Here is an 11,928-nt window from a genome sequence, read left to right on the forward strand (position 1 = left end):
CTGGCCCGTGTTTTTCCCAACCTCAACGTTTTCGGGGTGGGGCGGTTCTGGCGGGGGTGGTTTTGGCGGGGGTGGCGGCAGCGATTTTGGCGGATTTGGTGGCGGCAGCTTCGGCGGTGGCGGTGCTGGTGGCGACTATTAAATCACCTGCTTTTCAATCAGCAGAATAAACAGGTGAATAACTTTAATGTGAATTTCCTGAATGCGGTCGGCATACCCGAAATGAGGAACCCGAATCTCAACATCGGCCTGGTTTGCGAGTTTGCCACCGTCTTTGCCGGTTAGCAGAACAACCTTCATTCCTTTTTGCCGGGCGGCTTCTACAGCCCGAATCACATTGGCCGAGTTTCCACTGGTGCTTAATCCCAGCAATACATCGCCTTCGTTGCCTAACCCTTCGATAAAGCGCGAAAAAACGAATTCGTAGCCAAAATCGTTGCTAACACACGAGAGATGACTAACGTCTGATATGGCAATGGCAGCCAGCGAACGGCGATTATCCCGGTAGCGCCCCGAAAGTTCTTCCGCAAAGTGCATGGCATCGCAGTGTGAACCGCCATTCCCGCAGGATATTATTTTACGCCCATTTTTGAGCGCGTCTGCCATCAGCACGGCCGCCTGTTCGATGGCTGTCAGGTGAGCAGGATTCGTAAGAAACGCATCTAAAACCGATTGTGCCTCGGTTAGTTCGTGTCGTATTAAGTCAAGCATTAATGAAGTTATAAAGGTATAAAGTCGTATAGTTGAACGGTTGAGCTAAGCCTCAAAATGCCAGCCAATAACTTTATCGGAGTTAAAATACCCAGTTTCGATATGGCAAGTTCCAGCGTAGGGCGAGGCTGGCCGTGTGGTTGGTATAACTATTTGCCCGGTTCTGGCTATCCTGGAGCCGATACATATAGCGGCCTTCCAGAAATACATTATGCCGAATCATATAAGACGCCCGCATATCGGCATAGGTAACTATCGTTTTGCGGCCCTGTCCGATAAAGTTGCCTTCTTCACGAAACCGGCTTGTATAATCCTTCAGAATATTCCCACCGTAGTTAACACTCTCGTCGGTATCAGCCCCGTACATCATCACGCCAAAAATGGCGGTGCCAAACAATTGTTTCCGCTGATACCGTACTATACCCAGCCCTTCCAGGAAATTACTTCCCAGTGGATGCGCCAATGGCTGACTGTAATGGGCATAATTCGTCTGCCCGGCGCTAACCGTTGGCGAAGCTTCGTGGGAGTAGGTGAAGGGCCGGGCCAGATTAAATTCAGTTTGCAGGTCAAGATTGGATACGTTGAAGGCGTCGATGTACTTGATGCCAAACTGGAGAGCGAATTTATTCGTCCAGTCGCCTTTGCCTGCCAACAAAGGCCGCAACCGAAATTCGTCTAACATAAACTGGCTGTAGACGAGAAAACGCGATAAGAAATTGGCCTTGAAATCGATGCCAATAAAGGCATTATCGCTGCTGCCAAGACTGGATTCAACGTAGCGGTAAAGAATAATTGGGTTAAGGTAGCTAAGGTCTACCCGGTCGCGGCTGAACACGGTCGCTTCAAACACACCCACATTCAGGTGGTCGTTGATGTTGATGCTCAGGTGGTGCATAGCCGCAAATTTGGGCGGAATCAGCTTCTCCCCTTTAGGCAATGGGGCCTGGGTATTTTGCAGCGATGTAAATAAATTCGTGTACTGAATCCGCTTGCCTAAACGAGTTGAAAGTTTGAGAAACAGCGATGGCGGGCTATTGTCAGACAGGAGCAACGACCGAAAGCCATTGCCGAAGAAATTGCGGTCGTGGCCAAACTGGATATTGATGATTTTAAGCGTGTTAAACGTAATGTAGCCACGAGCCGACAGAAAATCGGCTCCATTCGTGCGAAATGGTTTGACGAAGCCCTCACCCGGAGCCGTGGTTTCTGTTGTACCCGGCTGGTTCTCTGTCTGCCCATAAATTTGCCCATACCGCTGAATGTATTCAGGATAAACCGCCTGATTGTCAGAGAAGAAGGTATAGAAACCCAGCTTGCGGCCAATGGTACCCCGCACTTCCAGCCCTCTCGTGTTTGTGAAAAGAAGCTGCTGATCCGTTGAGGCAACTTCGGTTTGGTTTGACACATTATCGAGGCCAAAGCCAATATAAAACACGGGGTTAACATGCAGGTCAACGTCGGGGGTTTGCAGGCTGTAGAAGTCAGCCTTTTTTTTGTAGAAGTGTTTTAGAAACGGTCTGCGGCTATCGCCGGGTGCTGCCGGAGGGCGCAGATGCCGGGTAAAGGGGTCTGGTCGGAGTGTATCGTAGGGAGCAACCCACTCCCAGCTATCATTCTGGAGGTAGTTGAAATTAAAATAATCGGCATCCGACAGGTCACGACCAGGATTAGCCGCTAAACTGTCTGTCAACTGAATAATACTCTGTCGATTATACGGTTTTACAGAACTGTGAAACCCCTCGGCCCAGCCGTTTCGCCGTATTTCCAGCCGATCAATAAGATGGTAGTAATCTGCATTGAGTGGCACAAGCGGGCTTTGCGCCGAAGCAGATAGCGAAAGGAAAAGAAAACAAAAAGCGTAAACGTTGCTGTGCATGTAACTGACTGACTTTGGGCCTCGCTCTTCCTCATTCGGTAACGGAATAGCCCTTTTAGCCGCTTAAATTAGGCAATTGGTTTGGATATACGCCAACCATGCGGCTAATTTACGGCGAAAGAAGCCGCAACCTATGTTTGTTTTTGCACAACAGTCCTCATTGGCCAATCAGTTTATGGCCGAACTTCGCGACGTTTCCCTTCAGCAGGACAGACTGCGGTTTCGCCGGAATCTGGAACGATTAGGTGAATTGATGGCGTATGAAATCTCAAAAAAACTGGCTTACCAAAACGTAGCTGTGCAAACGCCACTTGGCATTGCAAACACGCAGGTGCTTCGTCAGCAACCCGTTCTGGCTACTATTCTACGGGCAGGATTACCATTTCATCAGGGATTCGCCAACTATTTCGACCAGGCCGAAAATGCCTTCGCGGGTGCTTATCGGGGCTACGCACCGGGCGGGAACGAGGAGTTTGAAATCGCTATGGACTATATCGTCAGTCCTGACCTGAGCGGCAAAGTTCTTATTCTGTGCGACCCTATGCTGGCCACAGGCCGTTCGCTCGAAAAAGTATACCATGCCCTGCTGCGCTATGGAATTCCGGCTCAAACCCACATTGCTGCCATCATTGCCAGTCCCGAAGGCGTCCGGCATGTGCAGCAGCAGTTACCCCAGTGTCATCTGTGGCTGGGTGCCATCGATGACTACCTTAACGAACATTTTTACATTGTTCCCGGTCTCGGCGACTCCGGTGACCTGGCGTTTGGGGGGAAGGTCTGACATTTATTGTTTTAAGTTCAATGTGCCATGTGGACTACTAAACATGGCACATCGAACTTAAAACCTGGAACGGTAATCCTACCGCAAATCAACGACTTCAACGCCCGGGTACTTCGATTTATCGAACATGAAATAGGAGTCCGTTACGTTTACATTGGGCGTAAACTTGGTGATGGCATACGTGGTTCGCTTACCATCTTTATTGACAATGAGCCAGTTACGAACCGATTTGTCCAGTTTGTCCACCGAAATCTGTATGGTGGCAATGGGGCTTTTAGGGCGGTTTGGCGTTAACTCAATCACTTCCAGCGAGCGGCCTCCCTGCTTTTGTTCTTTTAGAAAACGATAGGTAAAGCCCCGTTTGTAGATGGTGTAGATCTGCGTTGGATTGAGTTCGCTGGTGGCCCCGGCTTCATAATCCTGCACATTGACCTCGTTCGATTCCCTGATGTACGTAGACATCGTTGTTCCATCGGTAAAAACTTCCTGACCACCCAGGTTCAGGCGAAATTTTTCGCTCTTTACCGTCAAATCACCTTTGTAGGCTTCTTTGGCACCCGCCCCGACACTGGAAAACGTGAAGGCTGCCTGGTACGATTTCAGTGCTTTATATTTAGCACTCATCGCGTCCAGAATGCCTTGTGCCCGTTTGTCTTTCTGAGCAAAAGCAGGGAGCGTCACCACGAACGCAACACTTAGCATCCAGGCTATTTTCTTCATTTTCATAGGTATTACGTGCATAGTCAGGTTGTCGGCTCAGGGGTTTTATCCCCGATAGAGCCTTGTTATTCTTAGACGAGAAAGAAGGTGAAAAAGTTTAGTGTAGTTGGCGAGGCTGCACCTCTTTGCTACTAACGATAATTGACCAGTGTCTGTTATTCGCCTTTTAGTCGTTTTAGTATTTCTTCCAGCATTTGCAGATCCTGCACCAGCACGTCGCGGGCTTTGCTGCCCTCAAACGCCCCAACAATTTTGGCGGCTTCCAACTGGTCAATCAAGCGTCCGGCGCGGTTATAGCCAAGTTTGAGTTTTCGCTGAATCAGCGACGTACTGCCCTGCTGATGAATAACAATAAGCCGGGCGGCTTCGTCGAACATCGGGTCGCGGTTATCCAGGTCCACATCTTTATCCTCGGCCTGACCGCCCTCATCACCCACAAATTCGGGCAGCGCGTAGGCGTCGTCATACCCCCGCTGATTACCCACAAATTCACAGATGTCTTCAATCTCGTTGGTATCGACAAACGGGCATTGCAGGCGAATAATTTCGGAATTAGACGACAGCAGCATATCCCCCATCCCAACTAATTGCTCGGCGCCACCCGTATCTAAAATCGTTCGGGAGTCGATTTTTGAGGTTACTTTAAAGGACAAACGGGCCGGAAAGTTGGCTTTAATTAACCCCGTAATGACGTTTACCGACGGACGCTGGGTGGCCACAACGAGGTGAATGCCAATGGCCCGTGCCAACTGAGCCAGGCGGGCAATGGGCTGCTCGACTTCCTTACCGGCGGTCATCATCAAGTCGGCCAGTTCATCAACAATGAGAACGATATAGGGCATAAACCGATGGCCTTTTTCGGGATTAAGCCGCCGTTTCACAAACTTTGCGTTGTATTCTTTCAGGTTCCGGCAACCCGCATCTTTAAGCAGATTGTAGCGGTTGTCCATCTCGATACACAGGGAATTCAGTGTGTTAACAACCTTCTTGGTATCGGTAATGATCGGCTCCTCGGAGTCGGGCAGCTTGGCCAGAAAATGCCGCTCTAATTTATTAAACAGGGTCAGCTCAACTTTTTTGGGGTCGACCAGCACCAATTTTAACTGCGATGGATGTTTTCGGTAAATCAGCGACGTCAGCAGCACGTTCAGCCCCACCGATTTCCCCTGACCCGTTGCGCCCGCCATCAGCAGGTGAGGCATTTTAGCCAGGTCGGCGATGTAAATCTCATTCGAGATGGTTTTCCCGAGCACAATCGGCAAATCGAATTTACTATTGCTGAACACCTCGCTCGTAATTACAGAACGCATCGAAACCATTTCGCGGTTTTTGTTCGGCACTTCAATGCCGATGGTTCCCATGCCGGGCATAGGGGCGATGATGCGGATGCCAAGGGCGGCCAAATTCAGGGCGATGTCGTCTTCGAGGCTTTTGATTTTGGAAATACGAACGCCTTTTGCCGGAATAATCTCATACAACGTAACCGTTGGCCCAATGGTTGCCTGAATAGAATCGATTTCGATCCCAAAATTTCGAAGCGTGTTTTCAATCTTCTCTTTGTTGGCCGTTAATTCATCATCCGAAACCTGGCGGTCCGGCGACCCGGCTTTGCGGCTATTCTGGTAATCTGTCAGCAGGTCGTTGGTGGGGTACTGATACTGCGGTAAGTCAAGAGTGGGGTCGTACAAACCATGCACCGACACCAGGTCATCCTCCTCAAACGGGTCTGGCTCGAACGTTGGTGCAGGCGTGGCACTCAACTCGTTTTCCGGGTCGTCTGGTACGATCTCCCGATTTTTGATGGTCAGCGTAACGCCGGTTGTCTGGGCAACTACTTCGGGCAACGGAATGTCCTGTTCAGCATGGGGAGGTAGGCCATTGGCATACGTATTTTCTACCGTCGGCAAAACCGGTATTTCGTCAGGAGTAGCGGGGTCAGCTTCGTCTTCCTCATCCAGCTCAGCTTCGCTTTCCGCATACGTCTGCAACGAATTCGCCTGTCGGCCTGGCGATTTAGGCCGACTCAGGTGTGAAAAACTGGGCATTCGAATGGTCCGCACGTCGAAGAAATACACGACGAAAAAGAAAAGCAGAAACCCAATAAACGCCAGATTTCCCCAGCCGAACAGCCCGTAAAGCACAACGTTTGTTTCATAGCCCATGCCTCCGCACCAGACACTGGCAGTTTGAGCTGAATCAGTCACCAGCACGAGATAGCCCAGAAGGAGGCTGCACCAGACCGCAGCAAATAAAAGAGCGGTCGTTGTCCGGCTTAACGGCAGCAATTCCAGGCCAAACGTCAGTTTATAGCCTGCCAGGAACACAATAATCGGCAACGCCAGGGCACCTACGCCAAACCAGCGAAAAACGAACGCATGCGCTATATACGCGCCAACCAACCCGACCCAGTTGCGGGTTTCGGTGGCGGCTTCGGCCAGGGGTTCTGAAAAGGCGGACCCCACCACACTTTGATCGGCTGGTCCATTCAGCAGATACGATACGAACGCCACCATTAACCCAACGGCCAGCCCCATCATCAGCACGCCGAGCGTCAGCGTCGACCGTTGATCGGTGAGCCAGCGGTCGAGGGCGGCTCCCCAATTAAACGATGAGCCGCGTGCCCGCGAAGGAGCAGGCGTGATTCGCGGACGGGGTTCATTGCGTTCGGCAGTTCGGCGGATGGTGTTCTGGCGAGGAGATGTTGTTGGTTGTGCCATGCGATGGGTTAGGGCGGTAGCGACAGGTAAATTTCCCACTTTTTAACGAAAAACCGCGTGGCATCGTCATATTTTACAAAGACTGGAGTAATCCCTGATTAATTCGTTTGGCTAAACCCGGCCCTTCATAAATAAAACTGGTGTAGATCTGCACTAAACTGGCTCCGGCGCGTAATTTTTCCTGGGCATCGTCTGCCGAAAAAATACCGCCAACACCAATAATTGGGAACGCCCCTGCCGATTGCTGATGCAAATACCGGATAACTTCCGTTGATCGCTCACGCAGGGGACGACCACTTACACCCCCGGCGCCGACCCGCTCCACAACGTCTGAATCGGTTGTCAGGTTAGCCCGGCTGATGGTGGTATTCGTGGCAATGACGCCCGCAATGCCGGTTTCGGCGACAATCGCAACGATGTCGTCTAACTGGCCATTGGTGAGGTCGGGCGCGATTTTGAGTAAGATGGGTTTGGGTGCCGGGTGTTGTCGATTCTCCTGTTGCAGAGCCGACAGGAGTTTTGTGAGCGGTTCGCGTTCCTGCAAATCACGCAGCCCCGGCGTGTTGGGCGAACTAACGTTAACCACGAAATAATCGACTACCTCAAACAACTCACGAAAGCTGAACAGGTAATCGTCCTCGGCATGTTCGTTGGCTGTATCTTTATTCTTCCCAATATTACCGCCGACAATGACCCGTCGCTGATTTTGTTTTTGGGCAAATTGCCGCAATCGATCGGTTGCCGGCCCAACGCCCTTATTATTAAACCCCATGCGATTAATCAGGCCCCCATCGGCTTTCAGGCGAAACAGGCGCGGGCGGGGGTTGCCGGGTTGTGGGCGGGGCGTTACGGTACCAATCTCAACAAAGCCGAAACCCAGGTCGCTGAGTTCATGCACAAGCTCGGCATTCTTGTCGAAACCAGCCGCCATACCCACCGGGTTTGGGAATGTCAGGCCAAAAACGGTCCGGGCTAATCGCTTGTCTTCCAGAACATACAGGTGTCTGCAAAGAGCCGAAACGCCGGGGATAGACAGCGCCAGTTGAAGCAGTCGGGTAATAACATGGTGAATTGTTTCGGCATCGAACCGGAATAGCAACGGCAGGATAATACGCTTGTACATGCGCGCAAAGATAGTTTGCTAAACCGGTAAGGTCCTGAAGACCTTGCCGGTTTCAGGCAATAGGTTTACGCCCCAAATAAGTCAGACGATAGATAACGATCGCCCCGGTCGCAGATAATGCAGACAATAACGCCCGACTGGAGTTCCTGCGCCAACTGAACAGCCGCATGAACGGCTCCACCACTGCTCATACCGGCAAAAACACCTTCAACATTCGCTAATTTGCGGGTCATCGTCGTTGCTTCGCCGGCAGATACTTCCATGATACGGTCGACACGCTGGGGGTCAAAAATTTTGGGTAGGTATTGTTCAGGCCACTTCCGAATGCCCGGAATGGATGAACCATCGGTAGGCTGGCAGCCAACAATCTGAACGGCCGAATTCATTTCTTTCAGATAGCGCGAGGTGCCCATAATGGTACCCGTTGTGCCCATGGAGGAGACAAAATGGGTGATGTTGCCCGCTGTGTCACGCCAGATTTCGGGGCCGGTCGTGCGGTAATGCGCCAGATAATTATCCGGGTTGGCAAACTGATTGAGCATCAGGAAGCCGCCCTTTTTCACCTGCTCATCGGCATAGTCGCGGGCGCTTTCGATGCTTTCGGTCAGCGTAACTTTAGCCCCAAATGCTTCCATCGTCAGCACGCGCTCATGTGTGGAGTTTTCGGGCATAACCAGCTCAATGTCGAGGTTGTAGAGCCGGGCAATCATGGCCAGGGCGATGCCCGTATTGCCACTGGTTGCTTCAATGAGCGTCATGCCCGGTTTGATCTCACCCCGGGCAAGTGCGCCCTGAATCATGCTAAGGGCGGGCCGGTCTTTTACACTTCCACCCGGATTGTTGCCTTCAAGTTTACCAAAAATAGTAACGTTTGGATTTGGATTCAGGCGATTTAACTCAACTAATGGAGTATTACCGACTAAATCGAGCAGGGTTGCCATGCTGATTTATAGTAGACTTGTTTTTTGAGATAGCAAGGCTAAACCCATCCAATAAGTTCGCTGGCAATGCGCTCCCTGCAAAATTACGGTCTGGAAAATCAGCGTAAAGTACGTTGTCGACTACCCGGATCCGGGTATTCTTAGGCTACAAAACTATTTTTTGATTGCCGCTAATTGCTTGATACTGAATTTTGTGTAAACTTGCTGTTGTAGAAACATAGCAGTATTTAGTTGGAATTTTCAGGTACGCTATGAGTCCCTTATTCACACCATACACTTAAGAAGCCATGAAAAAAACTGTATTAGCGCAGCCGCTCACCACTGTTCACGTCGAAGAACTTGCCGGCCAGTTTGCCATGCCCGATTTAACCCTTCCCTTCTGGGGATACCGCAAAAAAATGCCCATGCACCGTATTGTGCGGCTGGAAGGCGAAGGAAATTATACGCTGTTTCATTTTGCCGATGGGAGCCAGTTAATGGTATCCCTGACGCTGAAAAAAATGGAGGGCCGTCTGTCGCCGAAGGTATTTGTCCGCCCGCACAAAAAGAACATTATCAATCTATTGTACTTGGAAGGCATTCATCAAAACCCGCCCCAATTAAGTATAAGCCTTGTCAATGGCGACCGGATAGACGTGTCGCGTCGGAAAGCAAGCCGCTTTATTAAACAGGTAAAAGGATTTCAGCAGGAAGTTAAAGTCCTCGATGCGAAGCCAGCCGATTCAGGTGCAGGGATGGCGTAGTATGCCGGGCCGCCGGAGCAGTTCAAGGGTGCATGTTCCAGGTTCAAACAGTAGCCTGACACCTGGAACATGCACCCTTGAACCTTAAACGTAACACGTTAAATCAGCTTTTTTTCAATTTTGCCAACTCTTCATCCCGCAACGGCCGACGAAGAATTTTGCCCACATTCGACTTCGGCAGCTCGTTGCGAAACTCGATTATGCGGGGCACTTTATAGGCAGTGAGGTTTTCGCGGCAATAGGCTTTAATCGTTTCTTCCGTTAAACCAGGGTCTTTTTTCACAACAAAAATCTTGACGACTTCAGTTGATTTTTCGTCAGGAATACCAATGCAGGCTACTTCCAGCACACCGGGGCACTGGGCCACAACATCTTCCACTTCATTGGGATAAACGTTGAACCCCGACACTAAGATCATGTCTTTTTTACGGTCGACAATCTTAAAGAAGCCATCTTCGTTCATCACACCGACATCGCCGGTTTTGAACCAGTCGCCCAGCATTGTCTTGGCCGTTTCGTCCGGGCGTTTGTAGTACCCACTGAACACCTGCGGGCCGCGGGCCACAATTTCGCCCGGTTCGCCGATGGGCGCATCAGAGCCATCGTCACGAATGATTTTCATGTCGGTGCTGGGCCAGGGAACGCCAATGGTACCCACGCGCACACCGCCGTCAATGGGGTTCGAGCACAGAACGGGCGAGGTTTCGGTCAGGCCGTACCCCTCGCAGGGGGTATTGCCGGTGAGCTTGGTCCAGCGTTCAGCAACCGCTGTTTGCAGGGCCATGCCCCCCGCCGAGGTAACTTTCAGGGAACTGAAATCCACTTCGCCAATGCGGGGGTGGTTGAGCAGCCCGTTGTAGAGCGTGTTAACCCCTGTAAAGGCGGTAATCTTATATTTTTTCAGATCGTCGATAAACGCATTCAGATCGCGGGGATTGGTGATGAGCAGGTTCATCGAGCCATTTTTGAGCGAGGCCAGGGCATTCGTAGTCAGTGCATAAACGTGGTAGAGGGGTAAAGCGGCCACAATGATACCCGTTCCATCAGCAACGCCCCCTGGCTTCATCCAGTAAGTCTGACATTCAACATTGGAAATAATGTTGCGATGGGTCAGCATGGCGCCCTTCGAGACGCCCGTTGTCCCGCCGGTATACTGAACGAAAGCCAGGTCGGTATTCTTTATGGCCACCGGCCTGAATGGCTGACTACTTCCCCGGCTAAGCGCATCGTTGAACGAAACAGCATCGGGCAGGTTGTAAGCAGGCACCAACTTCTTCACGTACCTGACAACCGCATTGATAATCTGCTTTTTCGGAAAACCCAGCAAATCGCCGAGTTGCGTCACAACAACGTGTTTAATATCGGTGCGGTCGATGATTTTTTCCAGATTAGCGGCAAAGTTGGACAGAATCACGATGGCCTTCGCCCCTGAGTCTTTGAATTGATGCTGCATTTCGCGGGGGGTGTAGAGCGGGTTCGTATTGACCACCGCCAGCCCGGCCCGTAAGGCGCCAAACATCGCCACCGGATACTGCAGCGTATTCGGCATCTGAATAGCCAGCCGGTCCCCTTTTTGAAGGCCCAGTTCGTTCTGTAGAAACGAAGCAAACTGCGCTGACAGCTTGTCCAGCTCGGCAAACGTGATCTGTTTGCCCATACAGGCATAGGCTGGGCGATCGGCAAACTTCTGGCAGCCTTCCTCCATCAGAGCCGCCAGCGAAGAATACGCATCAGGATTAATCTCATAAGGAACTTCTTTGGGATAAAAGCGTCGCCAGGGATATGGGTTTAGAGTGGCTTGAGTTTCCATGTAGCGTGTAGGGGTTAAAAGCTGTTGCGGGTGCGCCTTGTGCAGGCTGAACATTAATTAAACCAGAAAGAATAAAGGGGATTCGTAACGCTAAGTAATGATTTTTAATCATTGATGCGTACAACAAAACTACGGAAATTGTTCAATTGTCGTGCATGGGGCGTGGCATTAGGGGTTTCGACTCAGGCCTGAATAGGCTTAGTAGTCGTCTAATTTAGTTTCTTTGGTTTCTTTGAATTCTATTGTCTTGGTAAGCAGTACAATAGAATCCAAAGAAACCATTATGGAGAAACACGGGTGTTTGCTGAGAATCAACGGCTTTAAGCAAACATGCTCCCGCCAACCAGGCTGTGCCTGTCAACGGGTGAACGGAGTATATACGCCCGGGTAGTGGTAAATGTCAAGCTGATTTAGTTTGATTATAATGGTTAATAAAGTTGAGTGTACGCGCAAAATGACTATCATCCGTTTTGGCAAAGGACAGCGTTTTACGGGTTAGGTGAGGC

General features: G+C 50.7%; 9 protein-coding genes. 2 read left to right on the plus strand and 7 right to left on the minus strand.

The window, feature by feature from the left end; all coding sequences use genetic code 11:
• Positions 1–138: 138 nt before the first annotated feature.
• Positions 139–711: a D-sedoheptulose 7-phosphate isomerase gene (gene lpcA, locus ACYVI1_RS03660; protein ID WP_460906811.1), complete on the minus strand. Its 573-nt coding sequence runs from the start codon at positions 709–711 to the stop codon at positions 139–141.
• 82 nt (positions 712–793) lie between these two features.
• Positions 794–2,587 carry a hypothetical protein gene (locus tag ACYVI1_RS03665; protein WP_460906813.1) on the minus strand — a complete coding sequence of 598 codons (1,794 nt, stop codon included), beginning with the start codon at positions 2,585–2,587 and terminating at the stop codon, positions 794–796.
• Positions 2,588–2,720: 133 nt separating this feature from the next.
• Here ACYVI1_RS03665 and upp point away from each other — a divergent pair, with 133 nt between their 5' ends.
• Positions 2,721–3,368, plus strand: coding sequence for a uracil phosphoribosyltransferase (upp, locus tag ACYVI1_RS03670; RefSeq protein ID WP_460906815.1), 648 nt, complete (start codon positions 2,721–2,723; stop codon positions 3,366–3,368).
• Between the two features lie 78 nt (positions 3,369–3,446).
• On the opposite strand, the gene ACYVI1_RS03675 is transcribed toward upp, so the two are convergent.
• From ACYVI1_RS03675 to cysM, 4 genes are all read right to left on the minus strand, one after another.
• On the minus strand, positions 3,447–4,088 hold the full coding sequence (locus ACYVI1_RS03675) for a LolA family protein (RefSeq protein WP_460906827.1): 642 nt from the start codon (positions 4,086–4,088) through the stop codon (positions 3,447–3,449).
• Between the two features lie 155 nt (positions 4,089–4,243).
• Complete coding sequence (locus tag ACYVI1_RS03680) at positions 4,244–6,805, minus strand: FtsK/SpoIIIE family DNA translocase (protein WP_460906817.1); 2,562 nt, start codon at positions 6,803–6,805, stop codon at positions 4,244–4,246.
• Between the two features lie 73 nt (positions 6,806–6,878).
• Positions 6,879–7,928, minus strand: coding sequence for a quinone-dependent dihydroorotate dehydrogenase (locus tag ACYVI1_RS03685; protein ID WP_460906819.1), 1,050 nt, complete (start codon positions 7,926–7,928; stop codon positions 6,879–6,881).
• A gap of 65 nt (positions 7,929–7,993) precedes the next feature.
• Positions 7,994–8,869 (minus strand): cysteine synthase CysM, encoded by an 876-nt coding sequence (gene cysM / locus ACYVI1_RS03690; protein WP_460906821.1) that lies wholly within the window; start codon positions 8,867–8,869, stop codon positions 7,994–7,996.
• Positions 8,870–9,156: 287 nt separating this feature from the next.
• Here cysM and ACYVI1_RS03695 point away from each other — a divergent pair, with 287 nt between their 5' ends.
• Entirely contained in the window at positions 9,157–9,612 is a 456-nt protein-coding gene (locus ACYVI1_RS03695) for a LytR/AlgR family response regulator transcription factor (protein WP_460906823.1), read from the plus strand.
• A 103-nt stretch (positions 9,613–9,715) separates the two neighbouring features.
• Here ACYVI1_RS03695 and ACYVI1_RS03700 read toward each other — a convergent pair whose 3' ends face one another.
• Positions 9,716–11,422, minus strand: a complete 1,707-nt coding sequence (locus ACYVI1_RS03700; protein WP_460906825.1) for an AMP-binding protein — start codon at positions 11,420–11,422, stop codon at positions 9,716–9,718.
• Positions 11,423–11,928 lie beyond the last annotated feature (506 nt).

The organism is Spirosoma areae, from assembly GCF_054781775.1.

Excerpts from the sequence above, each read along its gene's own strand:
- lpcA (WP_460906811.1), bottom strand. The coding sequence starts at position 711 with ATGCTTGACTTAATACGACACGAACTAACCGAGGCACAATCGGTTTTA.
- ACYVI1_RS03665 (WP_460906813.1), bottom strand. The coding sequence starts at position 2,587 with ATGCACAGCAACGTTTACGCTTTTTGTTTTCTTTTCCTTTCGCTATCT.
- upp (WP_460906815.1), top strand. The coding sequence starts at position 2,721 with ATGTTTGTTTTTGCACAACAGTCCTCATTGGCCAATCAGTTTATGGCC.
- ACYVI1_RS03675 (WP_460906827.1), bottom strand. The coding sequence starts at position 4,088 with ATGAAGAAAATAGCCTGGATGCTAAGTGTTGCGTTCGTGGTGACGCTC.
- ACYVI1_RS03680 (WP_460906817.1), bottom strand. The coding sequence starts at position 6,805 with ATGGCACAACCAACAACATCTCCTCGCCAGAACACCATCCGCCGAACT.
- ACYVI1_RS03685 (WP_460906819.1), bottom strand. The coding sequence starts at position 7,928 with ATGTACAAGCGTATTATCCTGCCGTTGCTATTCCGGTTCGATGCCGAA.
- cysM (WP_460906821.1), bottom strand. The coding sequence starts at position 8,869 with ATGGCAACCCTGCTCGATTTAGTCGGTAATACTCCATTAGTTGAGTTA.
- ACYVI1_RS03695 (WP_460906823.1), top strand. The coding sequence starts at position 9,157 with ATGAAAAAAACTGTATTAGCGCAGCCGCTCACCACTGTTCACGTCGAA.
- ACYVI1_RS03700 (WP_460906825.1), bottom strand. The coding sequence starts at position 11,422 with ATGGAAACTCAAGCCACTCTAAACCCATATCCCTGGCGACGCTTTTAT.